This window comes from Nitrospira lenta (genome assembly GCF_900403705.1).
Lineage (GTDB): Bacteria > Nitrospirota > Nitrospiria > Nitrospirales > Nitrospiraceae > Nitrospira_D > Nitrospira_D lenta.
Genome location: NZ_OUNR01000017.1, coordinates 271,886 through 291,021, shown reverse-complemented (window position 1 = coordinate 291,021; position 19,136 = coordinate 271,886). Strand labels below are relative to the sequence as shown.

Below are 19,136 nucleotides of genomic sequence, written 5' to 3'. Positions count from 1 at the left end.
CATGACATTCAGAACGTGGTGCATAACGGGTTGTCTGGTCTTGGGTGGGCTCATCGGGATCATCGAATCCGGCGCGACCGATGTGTTTCTTGAAGCAACCCGGCCAGATTTTCAAAAGATTCCTCTGGGCGTGATCGGGATCCAGAACGTGGGCGGCCCGGAGTGGTTGGGCGGACGGCTGGAAGAGGTGCTGAAAGCCGATATCCGGCGCTCGCTCGTATTTTCGCTCGTGGATCTTCCGAGTCTCGGCATCAAAGTGCGGGATATCGGCACGGGCCCACATCCCGCGTTCAAGCAGGCAAAGGAAAACGGCGTCTCGGTCTTGGTTTGGGGAAAGGCCGGTGCGAAGGCCGGGGACAAGGACGCCGATGTCAGCATGGACGGATTCGTCTATGATGGCGAATCGGATGAAATTGTCGGCGGGAAGCGCTATGTCGGATCTTCTTCAGTCGTGCGGCTGATGGCCCATCGTTTTGCAGATGAGTTAGTGTTTCGGTATACCGGCGAACCAGGCATTGCCCGCACCAAAATTGCTTACGTGTCTGAGCAGGGAACGGCGCGGGAGTTGTTCGTGATGGACTATGATGGGTATGAGCCGCGCCAGCTGACCTCGGATGGATTTTTGAACCTGATGCCGCGCTGGTCGCCGGACCGCCGCTTTCTGGTATTTACGGCCTATCGCAATCGCAACACGCAGGATATCGATATGATCGAATTGGCTACCGGCAAGCGGTGGACGATTGTGTCGCTGGCCGGATTGAATATCACGCCGGCGCTGTCGCCCGATGGTAACTTTCTGGCCTTCGCATCGAGTCATGAGGGCAATTCAGAGCTCTATAAACTCGATACCAGAACCAAGGCCATGCAACGCATGACGACGCACGCGTCCGGAGATCTCTCGCCGTCCTGGGCTCCCTCAGGACGAGAACTGGCGTTTGCGTCGGATCGAAGCGGCGGCCCTCAGGTATTTCTCATGAGCGCCGACGGCACGAATGTTCGCCGCCTGACGTTTGAGGGGGACTACAATGCGGCCCCGGCGTGGTCGCCACGGGGAAACTGGATTGCGTATGTGTGCCGGACACCCAAGAAAGAGTATAAGCTGTGCCTCATTACGCCGGACGGGCAGAAGCGCGTGCAGCTCACGGCGGGGCCGGGGGTTGAGGATTCGCCGTCCTGGTCTCCGGACGGAAGGCATCTGGTGTTTAGCTCGACCGTGGATGGGAAGAGCCAGATTTATATGATTAACGCAGACGGAAAAGATTTGGAGCGGGTCACATTTACTGGCACGCACAACAGTGCGCCGGCCTGGTCGCCGGCGTCGTAATTCACCTGGTCGATACACACGATCACACATGGAAGAGGTCTCGCCGGATAGGCCGGGAGATATCTCTAGAAGAAGGAGTGAATCTATGAGCGCGACGTTATCACAGTGGTCTATTCCAATGCTGGCCGGTCTGTTGCTGGTCACGGTGCCGGGCTGTTCGAAGAAGTCTGTGCAGGCCGGCGGAGATACCCAGTCTTCACAGGCTGGCATGGCCAAAGGAACTCCCGGTGCCGGTGGAATCGGCGGACCAACCAGTGGCGGAGTCAGCTCCAATTTCCCCGACACGTCGCTGGCCGGTCGGGACGGATCGGGCGGGTTACGCGGACTTGATAAGAATCCCGGCGAGGAGCGCGTGAACGGCGGGACGATGATGGCGAAGCTGGACCCCTCCCAGAGCGGACGTCAGATGGATGAAATTCTGTCCGAGCAAGCCGCGGCTGATGCGGCCGGTTTGCGAGATGTGTTCTTCGGGTACGATAGCTTTGCGGTTTCAGAGGAAGGCCGCCAGGCGCTCTCCCGCGACGCCGAGTGGATCAAGGGAAATCCTGGGGCCCAATTGAAGATTGAAGGACATTGCGATGAGCGTGGAACATCGGCCTATAACCTCGTGCTGGGCGAGAAGCGCGCGAAGGCGGCCCGGAACTACTTGGTTGAACTTGGTGTGAGCGCCAATCGCTTGGGCGTGGTGTCGTACGGGAAAGAGCGCCCGTTTTGCAAAGACCATAGCGAAGCCTGCTATGCCCAGAATCGCCGCGGCCATGTGGTCGTGAAGTCGGGGAAGTAAGATCCTATGCGGTGGGGTGCTGCGCGGATGGTGAGAATGGATCAGGATCATCTCCAGCAAGTGAGGTGTGCGGTGGCTGTTGTTCTCGTCATGCTCTTCACATTGTTGTCCGGATGTGTGGCGCAACAAGCCGATCTCAAACAAACTGAGCGCACCCTGCAGCAGAAACTGAAGCAGCAGGACGATCAGTTCTCTCAGACGCGCGCGCGGCAGAGCCAGGAGATTTCCACTCTGCGGGAGCAAGATCTTCCGCAACTCCGCGGGGAACTTGAAAAGGCCCGTCATCAAGCGGAGGATCTCCAGTCCAAGCAGGAAGATCTCAAGCACCGCTCGGCACAGTTGGAACAGCAAACGAAGAAGCTGGAGCAGCTGGCGGCCAAGCTCGAGGCGGATACCAATACTCGGTACGTATGGCTCCAGAAAAGTCTCGAAACGCAAGATGCCAAGGTGAATGCGCGCCTCGACGAGTTGTCCAAAATGGTCAGCAAGGCGACGGACGATCTCAAGCGCGATGTCCTGACGGCCGTGAAGCAGAGCAACGAGGTGCTGGATCGGAAAGTGGCTGAGCGGCTGGATGGGCAGCGGAGGGACTTGGAGGCGAGTCAGCAGAGTTTGGATCAGAAAGTGTCTCAGAATCTGACCCAGTTCAATCAGTCGCTTACAGGATTCAAAACGGCATTTACCAGCTTGAATGATCGCGTTATTCAGGATGAGCAGGAAACTCGGGCGATCTCGGGGAAGGTCGATGCCGAGAATAAAGCGGCGGTGTCCCATATCAACGAGTCCAATCGGTCCATGAGCGGCCATCTTGATGGGGTCAACAAAAGCGTCGCATCCGTCGTGAAGACGCTGGAGTCTGTCAGCCAGAAATTCACGGCGCGGTTCGATGAGCAGGATCGCCGGATCGATTCATTAGGCCGGTCATTGGAACAAGTGGGCCAAAAAAACGGAGGACGGACGCAGAGTCTCAAACAGGCACAGCGGTCGACTCTCTCTCCTGCGCCGGAAGCTCCCGCGCCTGAACGGCACGTACACGAGGCTGAGCCTGCTCCGTCCTCATCCCTGACGCAGTCACAGCCGGTTTCATCGGATGAGGCGGAGAGTTCCGCTGCTCCGGTGGCGTCGATTCCCGCTCCCGTGGACGCTCCGGTTGTTGCTGCCCCTGCTCCAGCGGGCGATATCGCGGCAGACCGCGGACAATATGAACGGGTGCTGGCTCTCTTTCGCGACGGTGACTTAGAGGGAGCGCGCCGGGGATTTTCGGCGTTCATTGCCAACTACCCGAACTCGGATCTTGCGCCGAATGCCCGCTATTGGCTCGGGGAAGCCTATTACGGAGCTAAGGACTTCAAGCGGGCGATCGATGCGTATGACAAGGTCGAATCGGACTATCCGCGAAGCGAGAAAGTGCCTGCCGCTATTTTGAAGAAGGGGTACGCCTATCTGGCGTTGAAGGATAAGAAGCGGGCCTCGTCGGCATTTAAACAAGTGGTCACGCTGTATCCAAGGAGTCCGGAAGCTGGAAAAGCATCTGACAAGCTGGTTCAGTTGAAGGAGGGTCGATAGATTTCATGCACGCGTACATTCTTCCTCACATGACGGCGATCGGCATCGTGGGCTCGTTACTGATCTTGCCGGGCTGCGCTAAGCATGCGGACTTTGTTGAATTGCGCGACCACCTGTCGACGGTGTCGCGTTCCCAAGAACAGGACCATCAGCGGGTCGATGCGGTTTTGAGGCGTCTCGAATCGGTCGAACGCGTCAAGGATGTTGAGTCGGGAAAGCCGCGAGTTGATGAGCTGGCGGCGCGCCTTCAAAAGCTGGAGTCGAAGCTGGCTAAGCTCGAAGACAGTGTCGGTCTTGCATCAGCCCGAACCGACGTAAGCGTGCCCGAGGCACCTAAAACGGCGAAGCCGGGCAAGTCGACGGGGCCCGTCGAGAGTGCCCCGATTGTGTCTGGCATGCCCGGCATCACGCCGACATCCGCCTTCAATCTCGCCTACAACGATTTTCTGAACGGAAAGTATGACCTGGCGGTATCAGGATTTCAGCGGTTCACCAAAGACTTCGCCGGGACTTCATTGACGCCGAATGCGCATTACTGGTTGGGAGAATCGCTCTATAATCAGAAGGACTACGCGCGGGCTACGACGACGTTCGAGTATCTCGTGGCGGAGTACCCCGGGAACGAAAAAGTTTCTGCCGCCCTCTACAAGCTGGGTTTGGCGACGGCGGAAACCGGGGATTTGGTGAAGTCCAGAAGATATCTCAAGCGGGTGATTGAAGAGTTTCCTACCTCGGACGAAGCCAAGCTCGCGAAGAATAAACTCGCCGATATTCGGTGACGGTCCCGGCGCGCGATTCCTGCCTCACGCAGTCGGCCTTCGTCGAGATGCTGTGGAGTGTCGTGTTGTGCTGACCACCAGTTCGAGCCGAAAAATTCGCATCTTGCCGGGCGACGTCGTCAGCCGAATCGCCGCCGGCGAAGTGATCGAACGCCCTGCCGCCGTGGTCAAAGAGCTTATCGAGAACAGTCTGGATGCGCAGAGCAAGACCATTTCCGTCGAGATCAAGGACGGGGGCCTCGCGAGCATTCGCGTGACGGACGACGGCGAGGGTATGAGCCGGGCCGACGCGCCGCATGCCTTCGAACGTCATGCCACCAGCAAACTGAGATCCGATCAGGATTTATGGTCCATCCGCTCGATGGGATTTCGTGGGGAGGCCCTTCCCAGTATTGCCTCGGTCTCGAATGTGCGGCTCGTCACGGCCATGCAGTCGGATTCTGTGGGAACCGAGTTGCAGATGCGTGGCGGAGCGGCCCCGCAGATTCTTGATGCGTCTCCGATCGTCGGGACACGCATTGAGGTCACGGATCTTTTCCACAATCAGCCTGCCCGCAAAAAGTTTCTCAAATCTGTTCCGACGGAATCGTCCCACATCACGCGCGTCGTACAGCAGGCGGCGCTGGCCTGGCCTGGGGTGCATTTCAAATTGATCTGCAACGGGCAGGAGACGTTGAACTATCCCGCTGTGGCTATGGACCGGGACCGTATCGGCCAGGTCTATCCACGGTTCCTGCTCGATCAGACGGTATTGGTAGAAGCCGGACAGCCGGGAGCAAGGATTACCGGAGTGATCGTCGATCCGAATCACGCGAAGGCCTCGCGAACACCCCAAGAACTCTTCGTCAATCGCCGGCCGGTCCGGAATGCGGCCGTTGCCCATGCGATGGTCGAGGGCTATGGATCATTTCTTCCTAAGGGGCAGCAGCCTCAGTTCGTCATATTTTTAGAGATCGACCCGGATCGTGTGGATGTGAATGTACATCCCTCAAAGCGTGAAGTTCGCTTTGCGGAGCAGGAAGCGATCCATCAGTTGGTCCGCCGCGCTGTGCGACAGGCGCTCAGCCGAAGCGAGCCGGCCGCCGGCGAGTCCTTTGTTCCGCGAGAACCTGAAGAGCCGGTCATCGGCAGGGGATTATCGCGGACCTGGTTTCCTGCTCAAGCGGCGACGCCTTCGGATGGAACAGGTCAGGCAGACCCTCAGGCAATCGGCCGCCTTCCGACAGCAACCGATCAGCTCGCATTTGTAAATGAAGCGGCTGAACCGTATGTGCGGGTTCCTTCGTCGGATGTGGTGGTGTTCGGACAGCTGCACCACACGTATCTGGTTGTACAGGTGGGTGGTGCGTTGACTATCCTCGATCAGCATACGGCCCATGAGCGCGTCTTGTTTGAGCGATTATACAGGGCGTGGGCGGCTCGTGGAATGGTCTCGCAACCGTTGTTGATCCCGGAGTCGGTGGAACTATCCGCTCCTCATGCGGCCCTTCTGCAGCGCTACCAAGGTGAACTGGAGAAACTAGGTCTCGAGCTTGAGCCGTTCGGCAAGTCGGCCGTCCTTGTGCGGAGCGTGCCGCTCGGGATCGGTCCGATCAACGCCTCGGCCTTCCTGCAAGATTTGCTGGAGGATCTGAGTCTTTGGGGGCAAGCGTCGAGTCTCGAAGCGCGCGTGCGTCCTGTTCTAGCCTCGTTGGCCTGCCACAGTGCGGTGCGAGCCGGTCGGTCGATGGGCCTTCCGGAGATCCGGCAACTCACCGAGGATTGGCTTGTTGAAGGGAAGATCCAAACGTGCCCGCATGGCCGGCGGACAGTCTTTCAACTGACCGGGGACGAGCTTGAGAAGCTGTTTGGCCGGGTCGGGTGGTAGTCGAGCAGAATTGAGATCCTCACCATGCTCACTCAATCCGATATGATGGCCGACACGATTCGCCGGCATCGCCCCCTCATCGTCTTGCTGGGGCCTACGGCCACGGGGAAGAGCGCGGTCGGGGTCCAGGTAGCCCAGCGCTACAACACGGAGATTTTGACGGCCGATTCCCGCCAGGTCTATCGCGGGATGGACATCGGGACGGATAAGCCGTCAGTGCAAGAGCGGCAAGGTATTGTGCACCGGCTCATCGATCTTGTGGATCCCGATGAGCCCTATAACGCCGGGCGCTATCAGCGGGATGCCTTGGATGAAATCGATCGAGTGATTCGGGCCGGCCGGCTTCCTCTGGTTGTCGGTGGTACCGGACTCTATATCCGCACGTTGATTCGGGGAATCTGCGAGGCGCCGGCGGCCGATGCGGACATCCGGCTGGAACTCATGGCGTTGGTGGCCACGCAGGGGCGCGAAGGCCTCTACGCCGAGCTTGTACGAGTGGATCCGGTCACCGCTTCACGGCTTCATCCCAACGATGAGTCAAAAGTGATCCGGGCTCTGGAGGTCTATCGCTTGGCCGGTTGTTCACTCGCTTCGTTGCACGCCCGTCATCAATTGCAAGCGGCGGCGTTTCCCACCTTGCTGATCGGGCTACAGCGTCCTAAAGAGCATCTCCATCGCCGGATCGAAGCCCGTATCGATTGGCAGCTGGCGCATGGCATGGTAGAAGAGACGCGGGCTCTTCTGGCGCGCGGGTATAGCCGTGCGCTGGGATCGATGAAGGGGCTGGGGTATCGGCACCTTGCCGCGCAATTCGCCGGCGAGTATGACGCGATCGAGATGGTGCGACAATTCAAACAGGACACCAGGCAGTATGCGAAGCGCCAGATGACCTGGTTTCGAAAGGAGCCGGGCATTACGTGGTTGATGATCGATGCGCAGGAGTCTACCAGTCAAACCGCCGATCGGGTCGTTGAGCTGATTGAGCAATTCATGGCATCGCTAGGCACACGGCGTGCTCAGCCTGCCTCGTGAGTGACGTAACCGGGAGTATGAGTTCATGGCACGTAAGAGCAACGGGTCACAGGCCTCAATAGGGGTTATCGGCGGGAGTGGGTTGTACGACATTGAGGGACTGAAAGGTGTGCGCGACGTACGGATCCGTACGCCGTTTGGTGCGCCGTCGGATGCGATTCGCGTGGGACGGCTGGATGGGGTGTCCATCGCGTTTCTCTCCCGGCATGGTCGAGGACATCGATTGAATCCCGGCGAAATCAACTATCGCGCAAATATCTACGCCCTGAAATCGTTGGGTGTGCAGCGAGTCATCTCGGTCAGCGCGGTCGGGAGTATGAAGGAGCGGATCGAGCCGGGCCACGTCGTGATTCCCGATCAGTTCATTGATCTCACAAAGCGTCGCGCCTCCACGTTTTTTGAGGGGGGCATTGTGGCGCATGTCGCCTTTGGCGAGCCGATTTGTTCCTGGATGGCCCAAGTCCTGGCGGTCGCAGGCGAAGGGGTTGGGGCAACGCTCCATCGCGGCGGCACGTATCTGTGCATGGAGGGGCCGCAGTTTTCGACCAAAGCGGAGTCGCGGCTGTATCGGCAATGGGGTGTGGATGTGATCGGGATGACCAATATGCCGGAGGCCAAGCTGGCGCGTGAAGCAGAGCTCTGTTACGCGACCATGGCGCTGGCCACGGACTATGATTGCTGGCATGAGACGGAGGAAGCCGTGACGGTGGAGGCGATCCTGGCCACGCTTCACAAGAATGTGGCTCTGGCAAAGCAGATGCTCAAGGCAGTGATGCCGGCTGTGGCCGATGCTCCGGCGTGTCTCTGCCATCGGGCATTGGACAATGCGATCGTGACCGCTCCAGCGAGTATCACCGCGGCTGTCCGGAAGAAGTTTGGGATTCTCACGCGGCGTGTCTTTGGGACAAAGAAAGGAGCGCGGTAAACCATGGGGAAGCTGCTGGTGGTAGGGTCAGTTGCGCTCGACACGGTAAAGACACCGTTTGGAGAGGGGGCCGATATTCTCGGCGGGTCCGCAACGTATTTCTCGACGTCGGCCAGTTTTTTTACGTCGGTCGCGCTGATTGCTGTCGTGGGAGAGGATTTCCCCGCCCAGCACATTGCGTTTCTCAAGAGCCGCGGAATTGATCTGACGGGGCTGGAGCAGCGGCCTGGGGCGACGTTTCGGTGGAAGGGGGAATACTCGTATCAGCTGAATGAGGCGAAGACGCTCGACACGAAGCTGAACGTGTTTGAAACCTTCCGTCCCAAGATTCCCGAGGCGTACCGTTCCCCTGATGTGCTGTTCCTTGGCAACATCGATCCCGAGCTGCAACTTGACGTGTTGCAGAAGGTTGAGCGTCCCGGCCTGGTGGCCTGCGACACGATGAATTTCTGGATCAACGGGAAGCGCGATGCGTTGTGGAAGGTCTTAGAGAAAATCGATATCCTGATCATCAATGATGGTGAGGCCCGCGCATTGGGACAAGATTCCAATCTGGTGAAAGTGGCCAAGCAAATCCTGGCGCGGGGGCCCAAGTATCTCATCATCAAGCGGGGAGAGTACGGTGTATTGATGTTCAACGGAACCCAGGTGTTCGGCGCGCCGGCGTTCCCCCTAGAGGATGTGCGGGATCCCACCGGCGCCGGGGACACGTTTGCCGGCGGGTTTTTGGGCTATCTCGCTGCGACGGGAAATCGTTCTGCTGAGACCATGAAGCAAGCCATCATTTTCGGAAGTGTGATGGCGTCTTTTACGGTAGAATCCTTTAGTCTTGACCGGTTACGTATCCTGGATTACAAAGAGATTCAGGCGCGGTTCCGGGAATTCAAGCGATTGACCCATTTTGAGGATGTGTCGTAATGCTTGATGGGGAACAGGGCCGCGGGCAAGGGGGGAGGCGCGTGCTGCAGTGCGGGCGCAGCTTGCTTGTGGGAGGCTGTCTATTCATCAGCGCCTGTGCGGCCACGGATGAGGCGATTCAAAAATCGCAAGGCCATTACCAGGAAGGCATCGCGACGCTCAGCGGGGACCGGCAGAAAGCGTTTGTGTCGTTTCAAAAAGCGGTCCAGCTGAACCCGAAGAACAAAGAGGCGCACTATGGCCTGGGTCATGTTTATGCCATCCAGGGGAAATTCACCCTCGCAGAAGAACAGTTTCTGGCTGCTATCCAGATTGACGACGCCTATTCAGAAGCGCATACCTATCTGGGGCAAGTATTGGCCAGCCAGGGGAAGTGGGAAGAGGCGATCCGGTCTTACCGGGCCGCACTGGCTAATCCCCTCTACGCTACTCCGGACTTGGCGCGGTTTCATTTAGGCCGGGCCTTGATTCAACAGGGAGATTTCCAGGAGGCGATGGAGTCGTTGGAGGACGCCGCGACTGCAAATCCCGCCAGTGTGCCTCCGGCGTTGACCCTGCTCGAGTTGGGGCGGGTATATACCAAGTTGGGATATACCGCCAAGGCGCGAGAGGCTCTTGGCAAGGTGAAGACGATGGATAAGGGCGGCGAGTACGCCGCGGCAGCAACAGAACTTTTGGCTCGGTTAAAGTAGTTGAGGGCGTATGGAATCGGTTGGCGAATTTTTTCGGCAGGTTCGTGAGACCAAGGGATTGACCGTCGACGAAGTGGCGGCGAAGACACGCATCCGGTCGGATTTTGTCAAGGCGTTGGAGGATGGAAATTTCGCCAAGTTGCCGGATCAGGTCTTTGCGAGAGGGTTTGTTCGATCCTACGCGCGTTCGCTTGGGCTCGACGAAGAGGACGCCATTCACCGGTTTGTCCAGTCAGCCGGGGCTTTTTATGAAAAACAGGATGAACGGGAACGACTGAAGGTTCGGCAGGTTGAGGAAGAGCGTAAGCGCCAAGCCAACCGGAAAGCGGTCGCGGTGGCGATCGGGATTGCGGTGTTGACGCTCATTTTTCTTTTGAGCCGAGAGCAGTCGTCGGTTTTGCGGCGCGGTACATCTGAGTTGATGTCGAATAAGCGCGGCGTTCCGGCGACGAAAGAAGCCGGTGATCCCAGCACCCATCAGGATCCGGAGCCGATTCCTATCCCAGCGAAGTCCAGCGACGTCGTGCCTCCCGCCCCTGTGAAGCCTGTGGCGGAGAGCCGTGCCACTGAGCCGGCCGGGAGCCATGCTCCGGTGGTTGTCGCAAAACCAGAGGCTGACCCTGTGTCGACGGCGTCGCCTGGCACGGATGGTCCGCTTGGTAGCCTCGCAATCGAAGGGGCCGGGCCGGCTTCGGATGGACAATTAGCGCTGGATCTTGAGGCCAACGAATTGAGTTGGGTGGTGGTTCAGATCGACAACGGCAGTCCACAGGAGGCGTTACTTCGTCCGGGTGAAAAGGCTCATTGGAAAGGACAGGACCAGTTCATTCTGACGCTGGGGAATGCTGGCGGTGTGAAAGCTGAACTCAATGGAAAGCCACTGAAGCCATTTGGTCCGAGTGGGAAAGTCGCCCGTGATGTGGTGATCAAGCGGTAAGACGGGCACCTCATTTCTTCTGGCTCTCCTCAAACGGGGCCGGTGTATCAGGTCTCTCCGCATCTCAACGCATGGGTCTGCTATCGTCGGTCGTGATAGCCACGGCAGGTTGATCCGTTTCGATTCGCGTCAGCCCTTGCTGGGGCAACAATGAAAGTTTGTGGCGCAAAGGTGTCACGACGGAGGCTAGTTGAGGATCTGGTCAGGATTGATCGCTCTAAGTGGCTCAAATAAGGCCGTTCATGAGATGATTCATCTGGCACGCACCTTGATACATGAGACGAGTGTAGCGGGCGGAGATAAGAGGGTTGGCGATTGGGACACTAGCAAGATGCGGCAGTGAGAGGACGGATTTCTTGACAAGAATCGAGCGTGGTTGCTATAGTCCGCCCGTTTCAGTGAATTTTTGTATCGGTATCATAATGCCAGCGGCCTAAGGCCGAGTTCACGTGTGGTGGGTTCAACACAAAGGAGGACGTGCGATGGGTTACTTCTCGAAGTTCTTGGGAATCACTGCAGCCCTGATGCTCATGTCTGTGACGGTGGCGGGAGCCGCGGAAAAAGATCCGCTGAAGCCCCGCGTCCCAGCCGATCAGATGAGCGATGCAAAGGCCATGAAGAATCCGATTGCCTCGAGTCCTGAGAGCATTGCCAAGGGCAAGGCGTTATTCGAGGGCAAGGGCACTTGCTTCAACTGTCATGGAAAAGAAGGCAAGGGCGATGGACCGGCCGGCGCGATTCTGGATCCGAGCCCCCGGGACTTCACCAATTGCAAGTTCCACAAGAAGCGGAAAGATGGCGAGCTGTTCTGGGTCATCAAGAACGGCAGCCAGGGCACCGGCATGGTCTCGTTGATTCCTGCCGCGATCAACGAAGAAGAAGCGTGGAACATCATCAACTACGAGCGGAGCTTCTGCAAGGGCGAGTAGTTCCTGTAGAGTTCGCAGTGTTGAGAGAGGGGCGGGGGAGCAATCCCCCGCCCCTCTCGCGTTTTGGTGAGAATCTTTCCCGAGTTGAGTACGTACGCGAGACCTGCCACTTTCCGTCCGGCCGCGTCGCCGTGATCGTCATCGGTTCATGGACTGACAGGGGAGGCCACCGCTTCGGAGCGAGGCGCGTCAGCGGCTACGATGCATGCCGGACTGGCGGCGAATGAGTGTATTCGGTGTGCAGTCTGTGAAGAGTGAAAACAGTTATTCGCCTCGAATCGCAGCGAGCTTGCTCAGCACGAGCGCAGACGACGGATCCGTTTGTTTGAGTGGCGGAACGATGAGCGGACGTTGATCACTATTAAATTGGGTCTTCGCCGCCCAGGTGACTTTTTGGCTCACGTATGCGGCCGTTTCCGCGAGGGTCACCGACCCGTCGCGGTTTGAATCGCTCTCCCCTCGCAGCGCGCGGAGTAGGTAGTACGTCATCAGTCCATGGCGGTGGGTATCGTCTTCCAGACCCTTGCCGAGGTTGTCGCTGCTGACGATGCGGATGATCGAGGATCCCGCTGAGTCCCAACGAGGGGGGAGATTTTTTACCTTGGGGTCGCTATGAAGCCTCGACACCATTCCATCGAATAACAGGATCACTTGTTTCGCTTTGAGTCGCGTCAGCGCCGCTTCAAGGTCTTTCAGGGGATAGAGGCGCGATGTGGCGGTCGGGCTGCCTTCGTAGGGAACCAAGAGCACTTCTCCCGTATGGGTTACCATCGCTTGGCCGGCGAAGTACACAATAACCACAGCCTCTTTGGTCATGTGCGGCGGGAGCCAGTCCAGGAGGGCTTCATCGATATCCGGGCGCAAGGCTTTCCAGTCTTGCAGCAGGCGGACATTGGTTGAAGGAACTCCTCCCAGTGCCTGGAAGTAGCTGGCCACCATCTCCGCATCGAGTGACGCAAACTTTCGTGGGAGAACCTGCGGGTCCCGGTATGATCCGATTCCGATCGAGAGCAGATAGGTGTTGGGTTGGTGGAACGTTGTGGTGGCGACGGGGATTTGGTCTACGTCATCGGTTTTAATGCCGGTTGCCTGCATCACGACCGTCAGTGTTTGTGCCGGAGCTGCCTGGTGTGAGGCCGGTTCTTCGACGGTGACGTGGAGCTCGGCTTTCTGCGGCTGGATTGAAGGCGGTAGCGTCGCGACAAACTCAATGGATTTAGTCTCTCCCGGCTGTAACGCCGGGACAGGCAGCACGGACGACGGGAAATGCGTAATGAGCGCCTGACTGCCGGAAAGAGAGACGATGGCCTGCTGAATCGCCGTCATGCCGACGTTCACAATATCAACGCGGACCCGGACACGTTCACCGCCTTCCAAGACGAGGTTCCCATTCTCATCAAGGATCATCGCTTTAAAGCGGAGTGAAGACGAGGCGGATGCCGTTGTCGCCGGAAGCTGCGGCCTGCTTGTCGGGAGTCCTGCTGCTGGTTGAGGCGTTGCCAGCGGGGCTGGGGTCGCCGCCGTCACAGCCGCCTGCGTTTTTCCCCCAAAGGCTTCTCGGACATCCATCGAAACTTTGGAGGCAAAATCGACGGAGGTGTCCTGGATAAACGGGTCGATGATGTAATCGCAGTTGCGTTGGGCGGCCTCTAGACGTAATCGCTCTTGGCGCACGACCTTCACTTCGGATTCGCGCAGAACCTTCCCGGTGAGATCGTACACCCGTGCGATAGCATTCAATTGAATATTCGCCGGGACGCGGTCGTAGAGGTTGTCCTGCTGAAGCTTGAATGACCAATTCACCAGATCCACGCGGACGACGGCCTCCGGCACCGCATCTTTGCTCCCGCCCCCTTCGTAGGAAACGGATTTGAATGTTCGATAGGCGCCTTCCACAAGGGCTTCTTCCAGGCGAGCTCCGAGCGGGACTTGCATGAGGTGTCCGCATCCGTCGGTGTATTCCGCCCGCAGCGTTTTGATCGAAGCAGGAATTTCCAGCTTGACCGAGACGTGCAGCGGCTCACCCATCGGAGGAAACTCCAAGTGGCTCGCACAGCCGACTCCAATGATCAGGAAGAGCATCGTCAGAATGGCTGGAAGCGGTGTCCTGAGCGGTCTGGCTGGCATGGAAAAGGAACCGTTCATTGGGTTCAGGCTCCGAGGGCTGGGGTTAATTTCGACGCGCCACCGTACCGGATTCAAAAGGTGAAAGCAACACGGATCCGCCCATCCCTTGCGGCGTTGCGGCCACTCGATCTATGCTCGGTTCCCATGTTGACTCTGGGGCTTTCCAATATGCGGGATGCGGCCGCCGCACTCGTTCAAGACGGGCGGATTGTGGCGGCTGCGGAAGAAGAACGATTCGTTCGCATCAAGCATGTGTCCGCGCTGCCGATCCATGCCATTCGATATTGCTTAAACGAAGCCGGGCTTCGTCTTTGTGAGCTCGATGCGGTGGCGGTGCCGTGGAAATATTGGGAGATCGGGACGCGCGCGCGGTTGGCCGTGAGCGCGATGGTTCGTTCGCCCCAGCTGTTTCGAGAGAAGGGTCGGCGGTCGGTTGAACGTCTGCGTCAGGAATGGTGGGAGCTGGCCTGCTTGCGGCGAAAGCTAAGCGGGCAGATCGACGGCACGCCGTGCCCACCCGTCACGTTTCTCGATCATCACATGTGCCATGCCGCCAGCGCGTTTCTGGTCTCCCCATTTGAACGAGCGGCAGTCCTCGTTGTGGATGGTGCATCCGAGTCGCATTCGACGATGATGGCGATCGCCGACCGGCAGCAGATCCACGCGATCGGACGTACGCCGCTTCCGCATTCGCTCGGCCAGTTCTATGCTGCCATGACGGCATTTCTGGGGCTCAAGCCGGACCACGACGAGTACATCGTGATGGGGTTGGCGGCGTATGGTGAGCCGCGCTATGCCGAAACGATTCGCCGGTATATTCTTCGGCTTGTTCCCGACGGAACCTTTACGCTGAATACCACGTTGTTGGATTTTCATCTGGCGCGGGCCGGAATCTTTGTTCCCGGGTTAGTCTCCTTGCTGGGCACGCCGCGGCTGCCGGATGAAGAGGTGGGACCGCGCCATCGCGATCTGGCCGCGAGCGTGCAACTGGTGTTAGAGGAAGTCTTGCTGGCCTTGGCTCGCGCGCTGCGGATGAAAACCAAGGCGGATCACCTCTGCCTGGCGGGCGGAGTGGCCTATAATTGCGTCGCCAATAGTCGATTGTGGCGCGAGGCAGGTTTTCGCGAGGTCTATATTCCCCCCGCCGCCGGTGACTCCGGGGCCGCGATGGGGGCCGCCTTGTGGCACACGTTTCGGCGCGGAGCCATGACCCAGCGTCCGGTCATGACGGCGGCCTATTGGGGGCCGCAGTTTAGTGAAGCGGATTGTCTGACGGCATTGCAGCGAGCGGGCTTACAATCTCAGCGGTTCGCCGATGCAGAATTGTGCGGCCAGGTGGCCCGGGAACTCGCGAACGGTAAACTCGTGTTCTGGTTCCAGGGACGCATGGAGTGGGGGCCGCGTGCGTTAGGCAACCGCAGCCTGCTGGCCGATCCGCGCCGGGATGATAGTCGTGCGCTCATCAATGCCAAGGTCAAACAACGTGAATTATTCCGCCCCTTCGCGCCTTCCGTGCTGGCAGAAGAAGCGGGTGCGTACTTCGATGCGCCGGCCTCTTCTCCCTTCATGATGGTGACGGTCGCTGCGAAACCCAGCGCGAAAGGCATTATCCCGGCCGTGGTGCATGTGGATGGGTCGGCGCGAGTTCAAACGGTCGATCGGCACGCCAATCCGCTCTTTCATCAATTGCTGCAGGCCTTCGCCCGGCGCACCGGCGTGCCGGTCTTGCTCAATACGTCCTTCAATGTGCAGGAGCCGATCGTCTGTTCGCCGGATGACGCGGTTCGCTGCTTCCAGCGCACCGAGGTCGATTGGCTGGTATTGGGAAACCTGCTCGTGGCGAACCCGGCTGCCTCTCGTCTGCGATGAAACGTCCGCGTCGGAATGGGTCGTCGGTAGATTCAGGTCAGATGCCCGCCATTCACACTTCCGCATTGAATGCCCTCCTGCTTCTGATCATCGTGAATTTTGCGCTACAGCCGTTGACCGAGCCCGACTTTGGTTGGCATCTGCGGACCGGATTGGATTTACTCGTGTCCGGAGGGCAGCTCCCGGCGCTCGATCCCTACTCACATACAATGCCGGATTGGCCATGGGTGGAGCATGCGTGGCTGACCGATCTCGTACTTGGGTGGCTGTATCGCATCGGCGGTTCTGCCGGTGGGCTGCTCGTCATTGCGTTCTTCGGTCTGGTCACAGCTGCGGCCTGGATCATCGCCGCACGGACCGGGCAGGCGATCTGGCCGGTTCGTCTGGTCGTCTGTGTTTTATCCTTGTGGGTGGCGCTCCCGTTCCTGGGAGCACGCACACAGGTAGTAACCTTGCTCGGTATGGCAGTGGTGCTGGTGGTACTGGATCGGCTGCGGCAAGGAACCCGGTGGATCATCTGGCTGCTCCCGCCGATTTTCCTTCTGTGGGCCAATCTGCACGGCGGATTCACCGCGGGGCTCTTTCTGTTGGCAGTCGTGATTGGATTGAATTGGTGCGTGGCCATGGTTTTCCGTGTGTGGCCAGATGCGCAGCGCAGATTGGATGAGCGGGATCTGCCCTCACCCGATCTGTGGCCTCTGACCCTGGCGACCGGCCTTGCCGGCCTGGCGACGCTGCTGAATCCCTATGGCTGGCGGCTGCACCAGGAAATCCTGGATTCGCTGGCGAATCAATTTATGGTGTCGATGCTGCAGGAGTGGCAACCGCCTTCATTGGAAACCTTGGCGGGCCGACTATTCGTGATCTATCTGGGGGGACTGACGGTTGCGGCGGTGCTTTGGTATCGGCGTCTTGAGCCGGTACGCATCGGCGTGTTCGTAGCATTTCTTTTCGTGGCTTGCCGGCATCTGCGGAACATTCCGATTTTTTTAATCGTGAGTCTCCCGCTCGCCGTTGAATTGTTACAAATCGGGTATGGCCGGATGGCGTCGGCACTGAAGCTGCGGCAGCGTGGAGCAGCATGGGGAGGCCTGGGTGTGACGGCGGCACTCGCTCTCTTGCTGGTTGTGCTTGGTCCTGATCATCTGCGGGATGTCTGGCGATTCGGGGTGACTCCGGATGTCGCATTTCGCCAGACGTCCTATCCCATCGAAGCGGTTGAGTGGATTCGCGCCCATCGCGATCGCTTGGGTTCAAGGCCGGTCCATGACTATCAATATGGCGGTTTTCTGTTGTGGCAGGTTCCGGGGATCAAGACGTTTATTGATGGGCGGATGCCGGCCTGGCAGATTGGAGATCGATGGATCTTCAAAAATTATGTCGATCTTGTCTCGGCTTCGGTTCCTCGGACAGATCTCCTCGACAAATACGCGGTGGATTGGGCGTTGCTGAAAAGAGAGACGGCGCTTGCAACGGTATTGGCCTCCACGCCGGGGTGGGAGAAAGAATACGAAGATAGGAAGGTCGTGGTCTACGTGAAGAGGAATTCCCCGGTAGAGAACGTTATTCCGGGATTGGAGCCGTCGCGCTGAGTGAAGTAACGGGATCAGGTGCCGCAAGCGGGGAGTAGTATCCTCTGGCCGCATTCCGGTGAATGATGGTGAATTCGCGGAGCATGGCGATGCTATCTCGAACCAGCCGCACTTTCGACCCCGGTTGATCGGTCCAATTCACGGGAACTTCGGCGATCCGATAGCCGCGCCGCTGAGCCACGAACAATAGTTCGAGGTCAAAGCCGTAGCCATTGATGGTCGACACGGAGAAGAGATCGCGCGCGACGGATCGTTCGAATAATTTGAACCCGCATTGGGTATCGCCGACCCCTTGGATTCCCCCCAGGCGGACAAGCGCATTGAAGCAGCCGCCCAGCAGGCTTCGGTGCCAGCGGGCGTTCACTTCGAAGTCGGGTTGTTGGGAGGCCAGGCTCCGCGACCCGATGGCCATGTCGGCGCCGTTCCGGATGGCCTGTTCGAGCCGGTCCAGTTCCGTAATGGCGGTGGCCCCGTCGGCATCGGTGAAGAGCTGCAGCCGGCCGCGTGCCGCGAGCATGCCTTGCCTCACCGCGCCGCCTTTTCCCATGCAGGTCGGGAGCGGAATGACTCGCAATGCCGGTTCGGTTTTGGCAAAGGTGCGGACCACTTTGACCGTGTCATCTTGGCTGCCGTCATCGACGACGATGATTTCGTAGGAGCGGTCTTGTCTGGAAAGATTGTCGCGAATCGAGCGGAGATGGGGAAGAATGCGCGTGGCTTCGTTGTGCGCGGGGATGACGATGGAGAGATCCAGTACCCTGTAGAATTCTTCCTGCGTCACCGGATTCTTCACCTCGCGTCCTGCGTGGAAGTACTCTCGGAATGGCGGTACGGTAAATGACTTTGTGCCTGATTTCAAGTGGGGCCGATCGACTCTAGTGGACTTGACAGATCTGCCGAGGGGGAGCGAACGTATGTTTATGTGACGGTCGATCCCTCGCCATCCACTTGAGCCTGGAGGTGCGTCATGCACAATCTGGTTCGCGGTGCGTCTCTCCTGACGGTGTATGTGCTCGTTGTCGCCTGTGCCAGCGCGGTTCCCCCGAGTCGCATGGGTCAGTATCTCAAGCTTGATCAACCCTCAGCTCCCGAGGCGCTCCTCAAAACAGAGCCGCGTCCGCTCACCGCCGGCTTGGTGCTCGTGCGGGATCAGCCGGATCAGACAACTGAAGCGGTGTTGCCGGAAGAGGCGCTGGTGCGATTGGGCGAGACGCTCAAGCAGGATGTAGCGCGGGTGTTGCCCCTGACTGTGACCGCGGTGCTTTCGGCGGAAGGCGTGCGTCCTCAGGATCGAGGCGGAGATCTCACCCGCCTTGTCGAGCTGGCGAAGAGCACAGGGTTGGAGTATCTGGCGGTGGTGGTGGTGTCGAGCGCGGAGCAGGAATATCCCGTCACCCTGTTTTTGGGATGGACGACTCATGCCCAGCCAGGCTATCGGCGGGACAATTGGTCGCTCTTGGAGTTTGCGTTGATTGAGGTCACGTCCGGCCGCGTGGTGATGCAGGCCGAAGGCCGAGGATCGGCCACGTTGGATCGCCCGACAGCCCCGGGGATGAATCAATGGTATCCGGTTGTCTACCTCAGGCCGCAGGAGCCGGAGCGGCGTATCTGGCCGCCGACCTATGAGGGGGCTCCCAATACCTTGCGGGTGGTGTCGTTCGAGCAAGCCGAGAAACGGCTCGCGTTGAAGCTCCAGAATTCCTGGCTGGGTCAGCTCGAAGCCGATGCGGCGGCCCGCCGAAGCAGCTGAGCCGCAGGGATCTCTCTGGCCGGTATGAGGTAAATATTTTGGGGC

General features: G+C 58.8%; 16 protein-coding genes. 14 read left to right on the top strand and 2 right to left on the bottom strand.

Translation table 11 applies throughout. From position 1 onward, the window contains the following. Position 1 precedes the first annotated feature (1 nt). From tolB to NITLEN_RS13015, 11 genes are all read left to right on the top strand, one after another. Positions 2-1,324 (top strand): Tol-Pal system beta propeller repeat protein TolB, encoded by a 1,323-nt coding sequence (tolB, locus tag NITLEN_RS13065; RefSeq protein WP_121990054.1) that lies wholly within the window; start codon positions 2-4, stop codon positions 1,322-1,324. Positions 1,325-1,409: 85 nt separating this feature from the next. Then, a complete protein-coding gene (gene pal, locus NITLEN_RS18320) occupies positions 1,410-2,108 on the top strand; it encodes a peptidoglycan-associated lipoprotein Pal (protein WP_219999448.1) in 699 nt (232 codons plus the stop codon). A gap of 72 nt (positions 2,109-2,180) precedes the next feature. After that, positions 2,181-3,674, top strand: coding sequence for a tol-pal system protein YbgF (ybgF, locus tag NITLEN_RS13055; RefSeq protein ID WP_181416856.1), 1,494 nt, complete (start codon positions 2,181-2,183; stop codon positions 3,672-3,674). Between the two features lie 5 nt (positions 3,675-3,679). Beyond that, a complete protein-coding gene (gene ybgF / locus NITLEN_RS13050; RefSeq protein WP_121990052.1) occupies positions 3,680-4,453 on the top strand; it encodes a tol-pal system protein YbgF in 774 nt (257 codons plus the stop codon). Positions 4,454-4,520: 67 nt separating this feature from the next. Next, positions 4,521-6,320, top strand: coding sequence for a DNA mismatch repair endonuclease MutL (gene mutL, locus NITLEN_RS13045; protein ID WP_181416855.1), 1,800 nt, complete (start codon positions 4,521-4,523; stop codon positions 6,318-6,320). A 24-nt stretch (positions 6,321-6,344) separates the two neighbouring features. Beyond that, positions 6,345-7,352, top strand: a complete 1,008-nt coding sequence (gene miaA / locus NITLEN_RS13040) for a tRNA (adenosine(37)-N6)-dimethylallyltransferase MiaA (protein WP_121990050.1) — start codon at positions 6,345-6,347, stop codon at positions 7,350-7,352. 25 nt (positions 7,353-7,377) lie between these two features. Then, the gene (mtnP, locus tag NITLEN_RS13035) at positions 7,378-8,277 is read left to right on the top strand and encodes an S-methyl-5'-thioadenosine phosphorylase (protein WP_121990049.1); all 900 of its coding nucleotides are present in this window, start codon (positions 7,378-7,380) and stop codon (positions 8,275-8,277) included. Between the two features lie 3 nt (positions 8,278-8,280). After that, entirely contained in the window at positions 8,281-9,195 is a 915-nt protein-coding gene (locus NITLEN_RS13030) for a PfkB family carbohydrate kinase (protein ID WP_121990048.1), read from the top strand. Then, positions 9,195-9,887, top strand: coding sequence for a tetratricopeptide repeat protein (locus tag NITLEN_RS13025; RefSeq protein WP_121990047.1), 693 nt, complete (start codon positions 9,195-9,197; stop codon positions 9,885-9,887). The genes NITLEN_RS13030 and NITLEN_RS13025 overlap by 1 nt, the downstream gene beginning before the upstream one ends. Positions 9,888-9,897: 10 nt before the next feature. After that, the gene (locus NITLEN_RS13020) at positions 9,898-10,824 is read left to right on the top strand and encodes a helix-turn-helix domain-containing protein (RefSeq protein WP_121990046.1); all 927 of its coding nucleotides are present in this window, start codon (positions 9,898-9,900) and stop codon (positions 10,822-10,824) included. 482 nt (positions 10,825-11,306) lie between these two features. Further along, positions 11,307-11,753, top strand: coding sequence for a c-type cytochrome (locus NITLEN_RS13015; RefSeq protein ID WP_121990045.1), 447 nt, complete (start codon positions 11,307-11,309; stop codon positions 11,751-11,753). Positions 11,754-12,017: 264 nt separating this feature from the next. Here the strand turns inward: NITLEN_RS13015 and NITLEN_RS13010 are convergent, their stop codons facing one another. After that, positions 12,018-13,880, bottom strand: a complete 1,863-nt coding sequence (locus tag NITLEN_RS13010; protein WP_146216184.1) for a caspase family protein — start codon at positions 13,878-13,880, stop codon at positions 12,018-12,020. A 78-nt stretch (positions 13,881-13,958) separates the two neighbouring features. Here NITLEN_RS13010 and NITLEN_RS13005 point away from each other — a divergent pair, with 78 nt between their 5' ends. Further along, entirely contained in the window at positions 13,959-15,749 is a 1,791-nt protein-coding gene (locus NITLEN_RS13005; protein WP_146216183.1) for a carbamoyltransferase family protein, read from the top strand. A 41-nt stretch (positions 15,750-15,790) separates the two neighbouring features. Then, on the top strand, positions 15,791-17,341 hold the full coding sequence (locus NITLEN_RS13000; protein WP_121990042.1) for a hypothetical protein: 1,551 nt from the start codon (positions 15,791-15,793) through the stop codon (positions 17,339-17,341). On the opposite strand, the gene NITLEN_RS12995 is transcribed toward NITLEN_RS13000, so the two are convergent. After that, complete coding sequence (locus NITLEN_RS12995; protein WP_181416854.1) at positions 17,313-18,134, bottom strand: dolichyl-phosphate beta-glucosyltransferase; 822 nt, start codon at positions 18,132-18,134, stop codon at positions 17,313-17,315. The two genes, NITLEN_RS13000 and NITLEN_RS12995, sit on opposite strands and share 29 nt — an antisense overlap. 174 nt (positions 18,135-18,308) lie before the next feature. Here NITLEN_RS12995 and NITLEN_RS12990 point away from each other — a divergent pair, with 174 nt between their 5' ends. Then, positions 18,309-19,091 carry a hypothetical protein gene (locus tag NITLEN_RS12990; protein ID WP_181416853.1) on the top strand — a complete coding sequence of 261 codons (783 nt, stop codon included), beginning with the start codon at positions 18,309-18,311 and terminating at the stop codon, positions 19,089-19,091. The last annotated feature ends 45 nt before the right edge of the window (positions 19,092-19,136 follow it).

What these genes read in the sequence shown, in the direction of transcription:
- tolB (WP_121990054.1), top strand. Translation starts at nt 2, where the DNA reads ATGACATTCAGAACGTGGTGCATAACGGGTTGTCTGGTCTTGGGTGGG.
- pal (WP_219999448.1), top strand. Translation starts at nt 1,410, where the DNA reads ATGAGCGCGACGTTATCACAGTGGTCTATTCCAATGCTGGCCGGTCTG.
- ybgF (WP_121990052.1), top strand. Translation starts at nt 3,680, where the DNA reads ATGCACGCGTACATTCTTCCTCACATGACGGCGATCGGCATCGTGGGC.
- miaA (WP_121990050.1), top strand. Translation starts at nt 6,345, where the DNA reads ATGCTCACTCAATCCGATATGATGGCCGACACGATTCGCCGGCATCGC.
- mtnP (WP_121990049.1), top strand. Translation starts at nt 7,378, where the DNA reads ATGGCACGTAAGAGCAACGGGTCACAGGCCTCAATAGGGGTTATCGGC.
- NITLEN_RS13030 (WP_121990048.1), top strand. Translation starts at nt 8,281, where the DNA reads ATGGGGAAGCTGCTGGTGGTAGGGTCAGTTGCGCTCGACACGGTAAAG.
- NITLEN_RS13025 (WP_121990047.1), top strand. Translation starts at nt 9,195, where the DNA reads ATGCTTGATGGGGAACAGGGCCGCGGGCAAGGGGGGAGGCGCGTGCTG.
- NITLEN_RS13020 (WP_121990046.1), top strand. Translation starts at nt 9,898, where the DNA reads ATGGAATCGGTTGGCGAATTTTTTCGGCAGGTTCGTGAGACCAAGGGA.
- NITLEN_RS13015 (WP_121990045.1), top strand. Translation starts at nt 11,307, where the DNA reads ATGGGTTACTTCTCGAAGTTCTTGGGAATCACTGCAGCCCTGATGCTC.
- NITLEN_RS13010 (WP_146216184.1), bottom strand. Translation starts at nt 13,880, where the DNA reads ATGCCAGCCAGACCGCTCAGGACACCGCTTCCAGCCATTCTGACGATG.
- NITLEN_RS13000 (WP_121990042.1), top strand. Translation starts at nt 15,791, where the DNA reads ATGCCCGCCATTCACACTTCCGCATTGAATGCCCTCCTGCTTCTGATC.
- NITLEN_RS12990 (WP_181416853.1), top strand. Translation starts at nt 18,309, where the DNA reads ATGCACAATCTGGTTCGCGGTGCGTCTCTCCTGACGGTGTATGTGCTC.